A 15,409-nucleotide genomic window follows, 5' to 3' on the forward strand; every position below is an offset into this window, starting at 1 on the left:
CGGTCGGAGGGTTATCCGGATGCCGTGCCGCCCAGATGCCCGGCGGCACGGCATCCGGGTATTCATGTGCCGCTGCCGGCCAGCCTGTCGAGGTCGAGGGTCAGTGAGACGGCAGCGTGGTCGCTGAACCCTTCAGTGATGGGCTCGGTGTGGACCTCGTAGCCGTCGATGGCCCGGGCGAGGTCAGCACTGAGCAGGAACACGTCCTGGCGCCGCTCCACGTCGCCGGTGCCGAAACCGCCGGTGGGACGTGCGTCCCCGGCCTGGTGCGCCGCGTCGATGAACCCGGCCTTCTGCAGCATGTCGGCGGCCCTGCGGTCGGCCACCAGCCGACCGTTCGTGTCCGGGGCCAGCTGGGTGTGATGGAGATGAGGGGAGAGAGGGGCCCAGTCCGGCTCAGGATGCCCAAGCCCCAGCATGTTGGCGTCGCCGAGCACCAGCGACAGCCGGCCGGGGGCGGCCAGGGTCTGCAGCGGCTCCACCTCGGCCAGACGGTGCCCCGGCGAGAACGGGTCCAGATGGATGTGCCGGATGCTCACGACCGGGGCACCCTTGTCGACGCGGGCGTTGGCCCACCCCAGGACGTGGTGGTACTTGTTCTGCTCGGCCCCGTACCCGGTGATGTCCCAGCGCGTATTGCCCAGCAGGGCGGTGTGGAACCGGTGCCCGGCGGTGGTGGTGTTCGCGCGGGCAAGATGCGCCCACGCCATGCCGAGCTGGCTTCGTGCCTCATGGAGGCGACGCTCGCCGAGCAGGTCCCACAGGTTGCACTCCTGGAGCGCGTACAGGTCCGCGTCAAGGCCTCTGAGGAAGGCGCTGGCCGCTTGCCATCGCTCCTGGCTGCCGAGTCCGTCATCGTCGCGGCCGCCGAAGAGGGTGTTGAACGAGACGATCCGAAGCCTCACGCGCCCCTCCTGTTCGACGCATGCCCGCCGAACCGGGACATGGGGTGGGACGAGTTGCGGCGGTGGCGCCGGGCGGCCGCTATGCGGCCGCGGCTGTCATGGACACAATGCATGAAGGGCTTCCTCTGGTTGATGGCCGGTTGTTCAGACGGACGACTGGAATGCCGAGACGGTGAGCGCGTTGTGTGCGAAGAGCCGGGCCACGGTGCTGCTCGGTCCCAGTGCGGCGCGGGTGGCCAGCGGAGTTCGTCGCTGCTGGAGTGGGGCGGGGGCCGGCGTCTGAGCACGGGACGCGGCGGTCACCATGGTGGTCGGGCTGTCATCAGATTTCATTGGGTGCTTCCTTTCGTGATTGCCGATGGTCATCGGTCGCGGTGGTAGGACATCTGCTTGAGCAGAAGCTGGAGTTGTTCGATGGCTCGCGGGAACGTCGTTCGGATCACCGCCAGGAACACCTGAAGGCATAGGGCAGTTGGAGGACGGTCACCCGGTCGGGCCGGGCTCGGCCCGGTGTGCCGGGAGCAGCCAGGGCACGGTGTTCTCGTGGAAGGACGCGTGGACGGGAACGAGGTCTGTGCGGCTGGTGTCGTCGAGGGCGGTGACGTTGATGCCCATCTCGCGGATGTCGCTGTCAAGGGCCGCGATCCGGGAGCCGCAGGTGGGGCAGAAGCCCCGCTTGGCCTCTCCTTCGAAGGTTTCGTACCAGGTCGGCTCGCTCGTGCCGGTCCAGATGACCGTCCCGAATCCCACCCACCACATCAAGGGGGTCCCGCCGAGTTTCTGGCAGTGCGCGCAGGCGCATGTGTGGGCGAAGGTGGCCGGCCCCAGGGCGGTGAAGCGGATACGGCCGCACAGGCAGCCGCCGGTACGTTCCCCGGCTTCTGCTGGCTCAGCGGCGAAGGTGGTGTTCATTGGACGCTTTCTCTGAAACGGGTGGGGTGGTCGTTCTGATCGTGGTGTGCCTGGCGGCGGGGGCGCCGCGGGCGGCTACCACGTGGTGGATACGCGCAGTTCGGTTGCTGGCTGCCGGGCAGCCCGGGGAATGCCCAGGCGTTCGCGGGCTCGGTGGGCGGCGGCGAGCTGTTCAGAGGCCGGCGCGCCCCAGTTGAAGAGCTCCAGTGCCTGTTCCGGGGTGGTCAGGATGCGGGTGTAGGTGTGGCCGGTGGCGGGGTCGGGGTGCGCGGGGCCGAGGTGGGTGAGCCGGGTGGCGTAGCGCAGGTAGGCGCGTTGCTGCTGGGCGGGGTCGGTGACGTGTCCCAGGAGCAGCGGGCTCTCGAACCGGGCCGCTGCCTCCTCGGCGGTTTCACGGCGCAGGGTGGTCAGGGGGTCGCTGTGGTCCTCTTGTTTGGGTGTGCCGCCGGGCAGGACGGCTGTTCCGGTGCGGGGGTCGATGAGCACGAGGACGCGGCCGTCGGGTGCGAACTGCCAGGCCCACGCCTGAATGATGGTGAGGCCCTGCGGGGCCGGTCCGTGATGCCAGGGGTAGTGGTTGGCGGGGCGCGCGGTCTGCAGGACGCCGGCCCGGTCAAGGACGGTGGGGGCGATCGGGCGTCCGTTCTCCAGGAGGACGGCGCCAGCCGCGTTGATCCTGGCCCGCACCGCGGACATGGCTCGTCGTGCATCCGTCGCAGAGAGCATGCCGGGCAGCTGTGCGGGTTCGACGAAGTCGATCACGGTGACCTCGCTCGGTGGCAGACGGATACTGCCGATCATGGCGTCGTCCCAGGTTCCGCCGTCGAACACATGGATGATCTCGCCGGGGAAGCGCATGACCGCGGGTGCGCCGGAGGCGGCGGCGGAGACCCAGTCCACGGCCAGGCACCGGTCGAGGACGGCGGTGATGCCGAGTTCTTCGCCCAGCTCGCGGGCGGCGCCGCTCGCGGGTGATTCGCCCTGGTCAAGCCCGCCGCCCGGGAGGAGGCAGGTGTCGCGGTAGTCGACGTGCTGGACCAGGACCCGGCCGTAGTGGTCGGTGATCAGCACAGAGGTTCCGGCCCACAGGGCTGCGGATGCGCGTAACGCCCCGTACTCGGCGTCGGTCATCGACATGCTGGGCGGCGCGTCGGGGGAGGGCGTGGTGGTCATCGTGTCTCCGATCATGTGGACCTTGCGGATGGTGGGCCGGTCAGACGACGAGGTTGTGCGGGTCGCCCGGGGCGGGGACGAGGGGGATCCGGGTGAACTGCTCGGTGGCGATGATCTCGGTGCGTTCCGGTTCGGGCAGGCGGGCGAGAAGGCCGGGCAGGGGCCGCGGGCGGGCAACCTCACTGCGGTGGCAGCTGATCGCGGCCCATTTCGTTGCGGCCCAGGGCGAGACGTCGACGGTCGTGGTCACGTACGCGTCCGGAACCGTGAGGAGCGTCTTGCCGACACTCCGAAGGAGCGGGCCGAGGCGGCCCAGACCGGATTCCGAGTGCGTGGCCGCGTAGAGCGCGGCAGGCTGCCAGGGCTCGCCGGCTTCCGGGTACAGGTGCGGCAGACCGGCGGCCTCGACGGCAAGGAGGGTGATCTGGTGGGCACGCCGGTGGTCCGGGTGCCCGGTGGCCTGTCCGAGAGCGTCGTGGCCGACGACGATGTCCGGCCGGAACTCCCGGATGTGTGCGACGAGACGGCCGACAGCCTCGTCGAGTGGCGCGTCGACCAGGCGTACGACCTCGCTGCGGGGCGCGGAGGCGGGGTTGCGGGCGTCGGCGTAGCCGAGCAGCCGCGGAGCTCCGGCGCCCAGGACGCCCAGCGCGTCGGCGAGTTCGGGCGCGCGGTGGCTATCGGCCGTCCAGGTGGCGGTGACCACCGCGGTGCGGGCTCCGGCGGCGTGGTGCTGGGCGAGAACACCCCCGGCGAGGAGGGATTCGTCGTCCGGGTGTGCGAACACGGCAAGGAGGCTGGGATACACGGGGTTCTCCAGAGCGGTCACGGTACGGGGGTGGCGGTGAGGTGTGCGACGTGGCGGGCGAGGTGGGGTCGGAGGTCGGGGTGGCCGCCGCGCGAGGTGACCTGGAGGAGCTGGGCGAGCGCGACGAGTTCGCCGGCCCGGCCGGCGTCCGTGTCCAGGACGTGGGCGAACTCGCGGCGGATCCGGGCGGCCGTGCCGGGCTGCGGGAGGCTGTAGGCGTGCAGGAGCCCGGCGTCGAACCCGACCGGGACCCGTCCCCAGCCCTCCCAGTCGCAGATGACCAGCGGGGGACCGGTGAGGTTCGCGAAGTGCAGGTCGCCGTGTCCGGTGGTCCACGCGAGCGCCGGGGCCGGGATGCCGAGGAGGTCGGTGAAGTTCCGGTCGATCCATTGCTGCCGGACCGTCGTACGGGTGGTGGGCACTGTCGCGGTAGCGTCCAGCGCCTCCCGTAGATCGGCCCACCACGAGGAGTGCAGGTCAAGTTCCCTGCCCAGTACGGGCCCGCCGACGGCAAGGGCAGGCCGCGGCACGTACTCGGACAGTTCGGCGCGGCAGACGTACCCATCGGCCGTCCACTCGGCAACGTCGTACAGCCTCGGCCGTGGCACGGACCGGGGAAGCAGTGCGTCTGCCTGCGCGTTCCCGTCCCAGGTCGCGCCCGCCGCCTTGCCCTCGGGTCTGGCGACCACGCGCAGCCAGCGGACACCGGCCCGGCGGCTGAGGGTGCGCCCGTTCCACCCCCACGTCTCCGCCCCGTGGGCACGGACCATGAGCAGGGCGGCGCCGACCGCGTGGGCCCGGCGCATCCGCGCACGCTCGGAGGATTCCCGGGGAGCGGCGAACACCGCTGTGGGAGGCGCCTCGCGCGTCGTCATGCCGGCCCGCCCAGAAGCCCGGCCGTCCCGGCGTGGAGGAGCTGTCGTCCCGCTCGCCATCCGGTGCGTGCCGCCTCGGTGGACGGGACCGCCGCAGTCGTACGGATCGGGGTGCTGAGGATGTGCGAGGTGCGCGCGACGAGGTCCTTGGTGCCGGCGACGGCGTCGGCCCGGCGAGTGAAGGCACCCCTTTCACCGGTCGGGTCCAGGGGGCCGGGGTGATGGTCGCCTTCGGAGGCGGTCGAGACGATGCCCACGCCCGGTTCAGGGTGGCGGGCGCGGAACTGCGCGGCGGGGCGGCCGGTGTGTTCCGGCGCCATCGGGCTCGGCCGGGTACCCGGCCGGGAGGAGCGGGTGGTGGTCACGGCGTGGTGTCTTCCTGTGCGTGGCCGGCCGGGTCAGGCGGCTGTGTGCAGGTGGGCGAGGGCGGCCTGGAGGGTCTGTCCGGCGGTGAGGGTGGTGGTGTCGATGACGTGGCCCCGGGCGTGCAGCCAGGCGGCGGACTGTTGGTAGTCGGCGGCCCGGCGGCGGCGGTAGGCGCGCACGGCTTCGCTGCGTTCCGGATCGCCCGGGTACTCGTCGCTGGCCTCTATCCGCTCCGTGAGTGCTGCCGGGTCGGTGTGGATGACCAGGTGGTGGAAGCCGCCGCCATTGCGGAGCGGGGCGAAGATCTCCTCGGCGTAGGAGGGGTTGAGGACGGTCATCGGCACGATGACGGGACTGTCCGTGTGATCGGCCAGGCCTGAGACGAACGCGCTGGTCAGATGCCGCCACAGCGGCAGGTCCTGGTAGTCCCGGGGCTTGAGGGCGTGGCCGGCGAGCGTGCTGCGCAGCAGGTCGCCGACGGCCTCCGGGTCGGCGACCGCCGCCCCGGGCAGTGCACGGCGCAGCCCCGCGGCGAGGGTTGATTTGCCGCTGCCGAAAGCACCGTTCAGCCAGATGATCATGCTGCCCCCGTGGTCGTGGTGGCTGTGTCGGCGGGGCTCGTGGGGGCCGGAAGGTGCCCGTCGCGGCCGGGCCACCGGAACACCAGGTGGAAGGACGCCTTGGACAGGACGTCCCCGGCGGGCAGCTGATGGGCGGGGGTTTGTGCCGGGTGGGCGGTCAGGACGGGATCGGCGTGCTCGTTGTTGTCGTCGGCGCGGATGTGACGGTCCCAGGCCTGGACCGTGGCCGAGAGCTGCTCGGCGAGGCGCGGTCCCTGCTCGCCGAAGGCGTGCACGACCCATTCCCATTCACGGTCCTGCGCGCCTTCGCCGTGCCGGGTCTGGACATGGGTCAGGTAGGCGAGCGAGGCGTCGCCGAGGACGGCGGGCGCGTCACAGCCCTTCGGGATGACGGTGACCCCCGGATCCCGGTGAGCATGCAGCCGGCAGAAGCCGGGCAGGGTGGTGGCCGCGTACAGCTGCAGGGATCCGAAGTAGGCGCCGGCACCCATCGTGATGCCCGTGGCGACCTCGTACCGGGGACCGAGCAGCGCCTCCCCCAGACCATGTGTGCCGGCGGGGGCGCCCTCGTCGAAGCGGAGGCTCAGCGCCCCGTCGAGAAGGTGGACGACCGGGGCGGTCCGGGCCTGCTGCCCCTGGTCGCGGACGAAGCCGCAGAACGTGAAGTGACGGGCGTGCAGGACCTCGCCGCGCCGCTCGAAGGTGACCGACCGGGTGTAGCCGCCCATCTCCAGCGGCATCACGAGTCTCCCCCCGTCGGCCAGCTGCCCGGCCCACGCAGGCGCGATGTCCCAGCAGTTGTAGGTGATGATGGTGGCGTCGAAGCCGCCGCGCGGCACGAGGTGGGCGGGGGCGCCGAGCGCCGCATCGGCCTCGACGACGGTGACGCGCCCGCTGCCCGCCTCCGTGAGGAACGCCCGGGAGCGGCGTACGACCCACGGATCGATGTCCGCGCTCACCACCCGGCCTTGGGCTCCGGCGACGTGGGCGATCAGTTCGGCGTTGTAGCCACCGGACCCCGCCTCGAACACGACCGCGCCCGGGTCGAGGCGCAGATGCTCGATCATGTCGGCCTGCAGCCAGGCCGCGGACACCGAACTGATCGCCCTCCCGGTTTTGTCGCGGCGGGTGACGACTGCCCGGTCGCCGCCGTCGTAGGCGGTGGTGAGCGGTGCTTCGGGCGCGTAGCGGTGGCGGGGCACGGCCCGCAGCGCCTCCTGGACCCGCGCGGACGGCGCCCATCCGCCGGTGATGACCTGCTCGGCCATCTCCTGGCGCAGACGGACGGCCTCGGCCGGCTCTCCGGTCACCGCCGGCCGCACGCACTGTGCCGGGTAGGTGTTCACGGGCGGCGGATCGGGGAGCACCCCGGGCCAGACGGCGTCCAGGACGGCCGCCGCCGGCGCAAACAGCGCCCCCAGGGCGGACAGGGCGCTCGGATCGTGCCACTCCCACCGTGCGAACAGCTCCGGCTCGGCAACGGTGACCGTACCCGTCCAGGCGGTGATCCGTACGGCCGCGGTGACGCGGCAGACGCCGCTCACGCCGTCGGTGAGGACCGCAACGACATGGGCGTCGGCGGCATCGGCGTGCAGGCCCGCCTCCTCGTGCAGCTCGCGGGCTGCGGCCTGCTCGAACGGCTCGCCCGGCAGGTTCTTGCCGCCCGGGAGCTCCCACATGCCGCGGCGGGAGTAGCCCAGCAGGACGCGGCCGTGGGTGTCGGTGACCACGGCCAGGGCCGCGGACGCCGCCGGCCCGGCCGGCGGCCGGGGCCGTTCGAGGACCCGCACCCCGCCGTGGCGGGGCTCGCGCAGGACCAGGACGGCCAACTCCCCGGCCGTGGACCGCTCGACGTCCTCCCACCCTTCGGCAAGGAGGCCGAGCTCGGTCTCGTCCAAGGCCATGCCGCGGCGGCCGGCCGGGGTGAGCTCGGCGGCGGGAGTGATGACGACCAGCGCCCCGCCGGGCGCCAGACGCTGCCCGAGCGCGTGCAGAACTCGGCTCCGGTCGACGAGGAACGGAACGACGAGACGGAGCAGGACGAGGCCGTACTCCGGGGCGAGGGAGACGATGTCGTCGTGCTCGATGTCCCCCTCGATCCACCGCACCGCGGCGGCGGAGTGTTCCTGTCGGGCGCGGTCGAGGCCGCTGCCGGCGAAGCCGACCGCGTCGACCTGCCAGCCCAGCTCGGCGAGGTAGGCGGCAGCCGCCCCGGTGCCGCAGCCGGCGTCGAGCGCCCAGCTGCCCTCGGGCGCCGGGATCGCGGCGAGCAGTTCCTTCTCCTCCTGCCTCAGGGGCAGGAATCCCCCGCCGTCGGCGCCGGTTGCGGACCACTCGGCCCGGGTACGTCCCATGAATCGTCTCGTCTCAGATCGCGGTGGCATGAGGTCAGGTGAGAACGACGGGCCCGTAGAGGGCGGCCGGCCGGCCCGTGAGCAGCGCCCACAGGCGCGTGTTGAACTCCCAGTGCCAGTACTCCGTCCAGTAGTTGCGGAAGCCCGCCGCGGTCAGCGCGTTGCCCAGGAGGGTGCGGTGAGCGCGGGCGGTGGCGCTGATGTTGGTGGCGTCGGTGTAGCAGGCCTGGTCGGACTCCTCGGGGGAGGCGTTGACCCGGGTTCCGAGGTCGAGCTCCTGGCCGTGGCGGTCGATGAGGGTGACATCGACGGCCCCGCCCGCGGAGTGCGGGGCGATCTCAGGTGGGGAGACGAAGCGGCTGGCCGCCCGCCGCACCTCGGCTGCCGCCCAGTCCGGATGGAGCCGGGCCTGTTCCCCCTCGTACCGCTCGAAGTACTGGGCCTGCAGTGACGGCGGGCGGTAGCCCTCGACCAGCAGCAGGTGGATGCCGTCGGGGAGCACCGCCTCGGCCTCCTGGAGCCGGGCGAGGACACTGCTGCGCACGTGCGCCCACGCCCCGGCCGGGTCGGCCTTGCGGTCGTCGACGGCGAGCCTGCCGCCCGTGCGGACATCGACGAGGGGCTCACCGCACTCACGCACGGGGATCGCGGCCACCGCCGGATCGGCCATCAGCACACGATGGGACGTCATGAGGCCCAGCCCCAGGTGTCGAAGCAAGCGGCCGCGCCGGCGCGGCGCGCGTGCGTGATTGGGTGCAGTCGTGCGAAGTCCCGCTCGGGCAGCGGCAGCACGCGGAGCCCGTCCGTTGCGGCGTACTCCTCCAGCGCAATCCGCAACCAGCCGCTTTCGGGCCGTGCCGGCCGTGCCGGTGCCGACTCCGTGTCCGGGCGCATCATCGGCATCAGCTGCCGCATGCCCCGGAACCCCAGCTCCGCGTACAAGGGACGAGTCTCGTGCGTCGCGTGGAGATCAAACAGGGTGACGCCTTGGCCTGCGAGGGCGTCGAGGAGCCCGGTGAGCACGGCGCGAGCCTGGCCGCTGCGCCGGTGGTCGGGGCGCTTCGCCACGACGTGCATGCGTTCGGCCGGCTCGCAGGGACAGGAGGGAGCCGACAGCACCGGTTGGACCTGGCCGGTAGCGCAGGCCGCCAGCCTCCCGCCGGGGGCGTCGACGACGAAGGCGCGCGGGTCGCCCTCCGGCCCCGGGCGCGGCGCGAGCTCGGTTACCCCCCGGGCGATCGGGGCCGAGTCCGGGGGGCGGGACAGGACGAACTCCAAGAGCAGCAGGCTGATCCCATGGACTTCGGTGGACGTCGCGGTGCGGGCGCGGACGCCCGGCAGGTAGGTGGGCGGCGAAGGCGCGGCGTCGGCGCTCCCGCGGGGCAGGCCGGTGGTCACAAGGCTCCTCCTGTCGCGGGGTGTTCGGTCGGTGAAGGGGGCGTGGTGCGAAGCCGGGCAAGGGTGCGCAGGCCGCGCTCCAGCAGTTCGGGATCGTTGTGGGCGGTGCCGTAGGAGATGCCGGAGACGGCATCAAGGACGGACAGGACCGTGAGCTGGGCCTCTTCCGCAGGGGTGAACAGGCGGCCGTAGCCGTCCATCACGGCCTGGAAGAGGTCGGGCCGGCCGTGCCAGGCGTCACTGAGCCGTACGAAGTCCCGCACGGCCGGGCCGTCCTCGGACCGCTCGAAGTCGATGACGCCGAGCACACCGGAGCTGTCGTCCCAGAGCAGATTGCGGAGTTGGAAGTCACCGTGCGTGGGCACCGTCTCCAAGGGCGCCAGCCCCGCGGCACTGCCGGCGGTCGAGCGGATGAAGGCCTCGTCGCCAGGAGCCAGGTGCGGCAGAGCGCCCGCGAGGTGGCGCTCCAGCTTCCCCAGCGGCAGGCCCTCGGCGGCCGGCGGCCGGGACGGGACGCTGTGGTGGATGGCCGCCGCGAGCTGTCCGATGCGGCGGAAGATGAGGCGCTGGCGCTTCGGCGGGTGCACGGCACCGTGCAGGGTGCGGCCGCCCACCGAGGTGAGCACGACAGCCCGCAGCGCACAGTCCGCGGCCACCAGCCGGGGCGCGGCCGCCCCCAAGCCGGGAACCCAACTGCGCAGAGCGTCCACCTCACGGTGGTGGAAGCGGTCGTTCTGGTGGACCTTGACGAACCACTCGCCGCCCTCGGCGCCTGCCACCCGCCACGCCCTGCTTTCCTCCCGCGCCCATGACACGTCCTCCCACGCGCTGATCCGCCCGATCGCCCGCTCGGCGAACGCACGAACCGCCTGCGGCGCCACCGCGCCGCGGGCCGCGGGTTCGGGAACCAGGACCAAGCGGTCGGCAAACGGGTCGTAGGCGATCGGGTCGCCGGGCTCCTGGAAGTGCACGGCCATCCGCACGCCTGCCCGGTAGGCGTCCAACCCCGCACGGCAGTAGGCGACCATCGGCTCCGGCAGAGCGTCGAACGCGAACCAGTCCATGGCGTCGCACACCTGGGGTTCCATGACCGCCGGCGTCCCGGACCAGCGGCGGACCTCGAAGAAGAACCCGACCCGCGCGCTCCCGGCCGGTGCCCGGTGATGGACGGTGACCGCGGCCCGCACGTGGTCCGGATCCACCACCAGGCCCGTTTCCTCGTACGCCTCGCGCACGAGCGCGGTGACGACGTCCTCGAAGGGCCCGTCGACGTGACCCGACGGGAAGTGCCAGTGCCCCGCGGCGTAGACGGTCCCGGCCCGCCGTGACAGCAGAACCTCCGCCCCTTTCATTCCTTCACGGACGGCGATCAAGTGCACGTCCACCGGCACTGTGTGCCGTCCCACGCCGCTCACCGGGCACCTCCCGGCCGGCGCGCGAGCAGCACATCGAACACCCCGTCCTCGACGAGCCCGCCATCCTGCGCCGCGTGCTGCTCCAGCAGGTCCCGGGCCTCGGCCTCGAACCGGGGATGCCGGTCGCCGAAATGACCGGGGCGGGCGAAACTGGTGCTGCGCAGGTAGCCGACCACCCTCGGAGGGGTCCACACCCGGCGGAGCGGGACGTGGTGCTCCTCGACGTCGCTGAACGCCGAATCGGCCAGGTCGTCCTCGTACCGGCGGCCCGGTTCCGAGTAGGGCCCGGTGGTTCCGGCGCGCCGTTCGGCGCCGAGGTAGGACTGGATCAGCTCGCGCAGCGCGCGGGTCCAGGGTGCCGGGTGCGTCCAGAGGCTGCCGTCGCCCATGATCGCCAGCGTGGCGCCGGGGGCGGTGACACGGTCCGCCGTGGCCAGGACGGCCGGGCGGTCCATCCAGTGAAAAGCCCGCGCGCAGGTGACCAGATCAGCCCGGTATTCCTCCTGGGGCGGTGTGAACTCCTCGGCCCGGACGGGATGGAAGGCTGCGGCCCGGCCCGCGAGCAGAGGGCGGAGCGCAAGATCGGCGTGGTGGAGCATGTCCCGGTCGGCATCCACCAGGTCCAGACGGGCGAGCTGCGGCAGAACCGGCAACAGGGCGGCCGGCACCTGGCCGGTCCCGGCGCCCAGATCGAGCAGAGCCGGGCGGTGGATATCGCGCAGGGTGCCGGCAAGCAGACGGACGACTTCGTCGGGGAGACCGGGACGGTGCCGACCGTAGGCGTCGGCCGCGGCGTGGAACAGGGTCACAGCATCTTCTCCGTGTGCTGCTCGGCAGGGCAGGGGGCGGCGGGTTGGTGGGGGACCGGCGCGAGCGGAGGCAGGACCCACCTCAGGGCGTGCCGGCCGGTGCCGGAGGCGACGTGCTGTGGCCCGCCGTCTTCCGGGACAGTCACCCGGTAGCTGTCGGGCCGTCCGGCCGGGACCCAGCGGGCGTGGACGTCCTCGAGCTCGGCCCACACGTCCCGGGGCCCGTGGACGCGGACGGTGTCCTCGCCGGGGCCGGCGACGGCCCAGGAGTCCTCGTCGGGGGCGGCGATCGTCATCGTGTCGGCCTGGAAGTCCCGCACCAGGCCCGGAGCGAGGTAGGCGGCGGCGAGCCAGAATCCGTAGGCGTCGTCCGGCGGCGGTGCGAGCCGGGTGGGCCGCGCCGTGCCGGGATCGGCCTTGATGCGGGCGCGGTGGTCCAGGGCGTTGAGCCATTGGTAGCCGAGCAACGGCCGGTAGCCGCGCGGCCGGCCCGTGAGGACCGTCTCGATCGTGCCGGCCGGGGTGCGGGTGACGAGGAGTTGCCCGGGCCAGCTCGGCGTGCGGGTCACGAGTGTCGTGAGCAGCCGGCCGCCGGGGGCGAGCTGCTCCACCCACGAGGCCGGGACACAGGGCACGCCGATGCCGGAGTGGATCCGGTCGTACGGCGCCCGGGCCTGGTGCCCGTCGAGCGCGTCGCCCTCGATCACCGTCACGCCGGCGCCGAGCCGGTCGAGGTTGCGCTGGGCGAAGGCCGCCATGTGGGCGTCCCGTTCTACGCCCGTGGCAAGGCCGGGCCCGGTGACGGTGGCGGCGAGTGCGAGGGAGACTCCGGGGCCGGGTCCGAGTTCGAGATACCGCTGTCCGGGGCCGAGTTCCATGGCCTGGAGGGCTTCGATGGTGGCGGGGGCGTAGGTGGACATGGAGGTCATGTGGCCGCCGGTCACCGGTCCGCGGCCGAGCGCGTCGAGGGGTTCGCCGTCGCGCTGGAGCAGGATCGACTCGTCGCTGTGGATCAGGTCGAGCCACTCCAGTCGGTCCTCGGGGTGGGAGCCGTCGAGGAGGCGCCAGTCAATCGGGTCCGCGCCCGGGCCGCTGACCCGTACATAGGCGTGGGGGAGCAGGACTTCGCGGGACAGGCGGAGCAGGGCGTCACGCAGCAGCGCGTCGGTCAGGACACCGTCGGCCGTGAGCCGGTCGACCATGCCAGCACGCTGTCGGCTCGTCGCTTCGTGGAGGTCAACGGGCATGGGCGGCTTCCTTCGCGGCAGCGGGGGCGGGCATGGCGGTCAGGCGGCGGACGGGTGAGGACCACAGCAGGCCGGCCGGGACGAGGTAGAGCGCGGTGCCGACGGGCAGTGCCGCGTGGACCGAGAAGGCGGCGGCGAGGCCCCCGGCCGGCCGCAGACCGGTGACCAGCCACACGGAGGTCTGCTGCGCGCGGGACTGCAACTCGGGCGGGCACAGCTGGTGGCGCAGCGAGCGCTGTGCCGAGCCTGCCGCGACCGCGGCCGCCGCCCGTACCGCTCCGGCCAGCGCGATCACGCCGAGCCACACCGGTCCCGGCCGGGCGACGAGGAGCGGCACCCCGCACACGATGCAGGCGAGGAACCCGGCGAGCATGACGCGCGCCGGCTCGTACGGGTTCACGAGGCGGGTGGCGAGGGCCGCGCCCACCAGACCCCCGGCGGCGGTGACGCCCATGACCAGGCCCAGACCGCTGCTGTCCGAGCCGAGCCGCGTCAGCAGCGTGTACGCGAGGAACGTGGTCATGATCCCGTCGGCGTACGCGTGGCCGACGAGCGACAGCACCAGAGGACGCTGGATCCGATCCCGCATCACGTACCCGACTCCGTCGCGGATCGCGGCGCCCTTCTGCACGGGCCTGCCCTGCGCCTCCTGCCGCACGGCCTGCGGCCGGATCCGCCAGGCGCACCAGGCGCTGACCAGATACGAGGCCGCGTTCATCCACAGGACGCGGACCCCGCCGGCGAGCCCCACGACGAGGGTGCCGCCGTAGACGCCAGCCATGTCCGCCAGGGAGAACGCCCCGGCGACCCGCGCGTTTGCCGGGTGCATCTGGAAGCCGTCGACGATCTCAGGCACGAGAGCGATCGACGCGGGGTCGTCACCGCGGGTCTCCCGACCGAGCTGGCCGACGCTCCGGTCCGCCTTGTTCCCGAAGCCGACGTCCAACACCCGAACCGCTCCGGCCGGGAGCTCGGCGAGGAGGCGGCGTTCCACCTGGTCGTGACGGAGTCGCCCTCTCGCGCTGTTGCGGTGGGCGGCGTACGCCGCGCCCACCGTGTCGAAACCGTTCACCGCTCCCATCCCAGTTCCGTGTAACTCCGCCCCGCCCGGATGCCGTCGATCGCGGCACGGGTGCAGGGGACGATCGGCTCGGGCAGGTCCTTGGCGTTCCGCCACTCCCAGCGGACGCACTTGTCCGGCTCCCGCAGCTGCGGTGTGCCCTCCCAGCGGCGGGCGCGGAAGTAGAGCTGGATCTGGGGCGGGTCCGTGGGCTGTTCTCGCATGTGCACGGTGTGGACGAGATCGACATCGGCCGGGTCGATCACCAGCCCGGCCTCCTCGTACGCCCCCCGCACGAGGCAGGCGGTCGCGGCCTCCGCCTCGCAGTGAGCCGCGGGAACGTGCCAGGAGCCGCCGGGGTACGCCGAGTTCGGGTGCCGCAGCCCCAGCAGGACCTGGCCGTCGTGTTCGAGGTAGAGGTGGACGCCGACCACGTTCGGCACGGTCCCCGGCGGAGAACCGGCCGGGGCGGTACCGGCCGGTTCTCCGGCGGGGGCCGGGGAATGCTCGGCGGCGTGCCGCTCCAGAAGTTCCCTGGTGGACGCCGGCATGGTCATGTACGGAAACTTCTCGGGGTGCACCCAGGCGAGCATCACACCCTCGGTGAGCGGCAGACGGGCCGGATCGCCGTTCCACCGGCCGGTGAAGACGCTGATCGGCACGCGGGTCTTGTTCGTGCCGAGGACGTTCTCGACCGCGTACGGCTCCAGGTCGGCGACCGTGAGGCCGGCCTCCTCCGACAGCTCGCGCACGACCGTGTCGAGCAGGGTGCGGTCCTGCGGCTCCCGGCCGCCGCCGAGCAGAGACCAGCATCCGGGCTCCCAGATGTCGGGCTTGTTGGCGTCCCGCAGATGCAGCAGGTACCGGCCCGCTCCGTCGTGGATGATCGCCGAGGCGTTCGCCGGCACGATCACGCCGTCCAGAGCGGAGGCCGTGAGTTTGTCGCGCAACGTGGGGGAGACCGTCTCGTCGAACGGCAGCCAGACTGCTTCGGTGACCTCCTCGGTCTGCAGCGTGACCTCGGGTGCGTTGTCGGCGAGGTGGAAGACGAAGCGGACGTCGTAGTGCTCGTGGGCCGGTTCCCCCTTCGCGGGGGCGATGTCGTGGACGTTGATGTCGATGGGCTCGCCCTGGAACTCGGCGGTCAGGACGAGGGCGTCGGAGGGGATCCCCGCCTCTTCCTCGATCTCGCGCAGGGCTGCGGCCAGCAGCGTCCTGTCGGACGCTGCGACGTGCCCACCAGGCGTCATCAGCATTCCTCCGCTCGCCTTGTGACGGATGTGGAGGACCCGCCGGTGCCGGTCGATCACCACCGCGCCGCAGGTGATGTGGCCGGGCAGGGCGGAACGGCTGGTCGGGTCGCGGTCTGTGTCCAGGGCGGTCAGCAGCCGGTCGAGGGCCTCGCGTTCGCCGGGGTGCCGGTGCAGGTAGGAGGTGAGCAGGGCGCGGATGTCGGGCAGGGCAGGCGGCATGTCAGGACCTCGCGGGCCGGTGAAGCGGACGGGT

16 protein-coding genes are annotated in these 15,409 nt (G+C 72.6%); all 16 read right to left on the reverse strand.

Going from position 1 to position 15,409, the window contains the following annotated elements; translation table 11 throughout:
• Window positions 1-62: 62 nt before the first annotated feature.
• The 16 genes from ACFVDM_RS26235 to ACFVDM_RS26310 all read right to left on the reverse strand — a co-directional run bounded on the left by ACFVDM_RS26235 (window position 63) and on the right by ACFVDM_RS26310 (window position 15,375).
• Entirely contained in the window at window positions 63-905 is an 843-nt protein-coding gene (locus ACFVDM_RS26235) for a hypothetical protein (protein WP_383644903.1), read from the reverse strand.
• Between the two features lie 144 nt (window positions 906-1,049).
• Complete coding sequence (locus tag ACFVDM_RS26240) at window positions 1,050-1,238, reverse strand: hypothetical protein (RefSeq protein ID WP_383644906.1); 189 nt, start codon at window positions 1,236-1,238, stop codon at window positions 1,050-1,052.
• A 150-nt stretch (window positions 1,239-1,388) separates the two neighbouring features.
• Window positions 1,389-1,817 (reverse strand): GFA family protein, encoded by a 429-nt coding sequence (locus ACFVDM_RS26245; RefSeq protein WP_383644909.1) that lies wholly within the window; start codon window positions 1,815-1,817, stop codon window positions 1,389-1,391.
• A gap of 75 nt (window positions 1,818-1,892) precedes the next feature.
• Complete coding sequence (locus tag ACFVDM_RS26250; RefSeq protein WP_383644912.1) at window positions 1,893-2,990, reverse strand: NUDIX domain-containing protein; 1,098 nt, start codon at window positions 2,988-2,990, stop codon at window positions 1,893-1,895.
• Between the two features lie 40 nt (window positions 2,991-3,030).
• On the reverse strand, window positions 3,031-3,777 hold the full coding sequence (locus ACFVDM_RS26255) for a PIG-L deacetylase family protein (RefSeq protein ID WP_383644915.1): 747 nt from the start codon (window positions 3,775-3,777) through the stop codon (window positions 3,031-3,033).
• A gap of 38 nt (window positions 3,778-3,815) precedes the next feature.
• Window positions 3,816-4,604, reverse strand: coding sequence for a hypothetical protein (locus tag ACFVDM_RS26260; RefSeq protein ID WP_383644920.1), 789 nt, complete (start codon window positions 4,602-4,604; stop codon window positions 3,816-3,818).
• A gap of 65 nt (window positions 4,605-4,669) precedes the next feature.
• Window positions 4,670-5,038 (reverse strand): hypothetical protein, encoded by a 369-nt coding sequence (locus tag ACFVDM_RS26265; RefSeq protein WP_383644923.1) that lies wholly within the window; start codon window positions 5,036-5,038, stop codon window positions 4,670-4,672.
• A gap of 33 nt (window positions 5,039-5,071) precedes the next feature.
• A complete protein-coding gene (locus tag ACFVDM_RS26270) occupies window positions 5,072-5,620 on the reverse strand; it encodes an AAA family ATPase (protein ID WP_383644926.1) in 549 nt (182 codons plus the stop codon).
• On the reverse strand, window positions 5,617-7,974 hold the full coding sequence (fxlM, locus tag ACFVDM_RS26275) for a methyltransferase, FxLD system (RefSeq protein ID WP_383644929.1): 2,358 nt from the start codon (window positions 7,972-7,974) through the stop codon (window positions 5,617-5,619). The genes ACFVDM_RS26270 and fxlM overlap by 4 nt, the downstream gene beginning before the upstream one ends.
• 34 nt (window positions 7,975-8,008) lie before the next feature.
• Window positions 8,009-8,665, reverse strand: coding sequence for a M15 family metallopeptidase (locus ACFVDM_RS26280; RefSeq protein ID WP_383644932.1), 657 nt, complete (start codon window positions 8,663-8,665; stop codon window positions 8,009-8,011).
• Complete coding sequence (locus ACFVDM_RS26285) at window positions 8,662-9,372, reverse strand: GNAT family N-acetyltransferase (RefSeq protein ID WP_383644935.1); 711 nt, start codon at window positions 9,370-9,372, stop codon at window positions 8,662-8,664. The genes ACFVDM_RS26280 and ACFVDM_RS26285 overlap by 4 nt, the downstream gene beginning before the upstream one ends.
• The gene (locus ACFVDM_RS26290) at window positions 9,369-10,757 is read right to left on the reverse strand and encodes a phosphotransferase (protein WP_383644938.1); all 1,389 of its coding nucleotides are present in this window, start codon (window positions 10,755-10,757) and stop codon (window positions 9,369-9,371) included. Before ACFVDM_RS26290 ends, ACFVDM_RS26285 begins: the two co-directional genes overlap by 4 nt.
• Window positions 10,758-10,783: 26 nt before the next feature.
• On the reverse strand, window positions 10,784-11,596 hold the full coding sequence (locus ACFVDM_RS26295; protein WP_383644941.1) for a class I SAM-dependent methyltransferase: 813 nt from the start codon (window positions 11,594-11,596) through the stop codon (window positions 10,784-10,786).
• Window positions 11,593-12,843 carry a methyltransferase gene (locus ACFVDM_RS26300; RefSeq protein WP_383644943.1) on the reverse strand — a complete coding sequence of 417 codons (1,251 nt, stop codon included), beginning with the start codon at window positions 12,841-12,843 and terminating at the stop codon, window positions 11,593-11,595. The genes ACFVDM_RS26295 and ACFVDM_RS26300 overlap by 4 nt, the downstream gene beginning before the upstream one ends.
• Window positions 12,833-13,924 carry an MFS transporter gene (locus ACFVDM_RS26305; protein WP_383644946.1) on the reverse strand — a complete coding sequence of 364 codons (1,092 nt, stop codon included), beginning with the start codon at window positions 13,922-13,924 and terminating at the stop codon, window positions 12,833-12,835. The genes ACFVDM_RS26300 and ACFVDM_RS26305 overlap by 11 nt, the downstream gene beginning before the upstream one ends.
• Complete coding sequence (locus ACFVDM_RS26310; RefSeq protein ID WP_383644949.1) at window positions 13,912-15,375, reverse strand: NUDIX domain-containing protein; 1,464 nt, start codon at window positions 15,373-15,375, stop codon at window positions 13,912-13,914. The genes ACFVDM_RS26305 and ACFVDM_RS26310 overlap by 13 nt, the downstream gene beginning before the upstream one ends.
• Window positions 15,376-15,409: the final 34 nt, after the last annotated feature.

It is taken from the genome of Streptomyces sp. NPDC057682, assembly GCF_042799575.1.
Lineage (GTDB): Bacteria > Actinomycetota > Actinomycetes > Streptomycetales > Streptomycetaceae > Streptomyces.

What these genes read in the sequence shown, in the direction of transcription:
- ACFVDM_RS26240 (WP_383644906.1), bottom strand. Translation starts at nt 1,238, where the DNA reads ATGAAATCTGATGACAGCCCGACCACCATGGTGACCGCCGCGTCCCGT.
- ACFVDM_RS26245 (WP_383644909.1), bottom strand. Translation starts at nt 1,817, where the DNA reads ATGAACACCACCTTCGCCGCTGAGCCAGCAGAAGCCGGGGAACGTACC.
- ACFVDM_RS26250 (WP_383644912.1), bottom strand. Translation starts at nt 2,990, where the DNA reads ATGACCACCACGCCCTCCCCCGACGCGCCGCCCAGCATGTCGATGACC.
- ACFVDM_RS26260 (WP_383644920.1), bottom strand. Translation starts at nt 4,604, where the DNA reads ATGCGCCGGGCCCACGCGGTCGGCGCCGCCCTGCTCATGGTCCGTGCC.
- ACFVDM_RS26270 (WP_383644926.1), bottom strand. Translation starts at nt 5,620, where the DNA reads ATGATCATCTGGCTGAACGGTGCTTTCGGCAGCGGCAAATCAACCCTC.
- fxlM (WP_383644929.1), bottom strand. Translation starts at nt 7,974, where the DNA reads ATGGGACGTACCCGGGCCGAGTGGTCCGCAACCGGCGCCGACGGCGGG.
- ACFVDM_RS26280 (WP_383644932.1), bottom strand. Translation starts at nt 8,665, where the DNA reads ATGACGTCCCATCGTGTGCTGATGGCCGATCCGGCGGTGGCCGCGATC.
- ACFVDM_RS26300 (WP_383644943.1), bottom strand. Translation starts at nt 12,843, where the DNA reads ATGCCCGTTGACCTCCACGAAGCGACGAGCCGACAGCGTGCTGGCATG.
- ACFVDM_RS26305 (WP_383644946.1), bottom strand. Translation starts at nt 13,924, where the DNA reads ATGGGAGCGGTGAACGGTTTCGACACGGTGGGCGCGGCGTACGCCGCC.
- ACFVDM_RS26310 (WP_383644949.1), bottom strand. Translation starts at nt 15,375, where the DNA reads ATGCCGCCTGCCCTGCCCGACATCCGCGCCCTGCTCACCTCCTACCTG.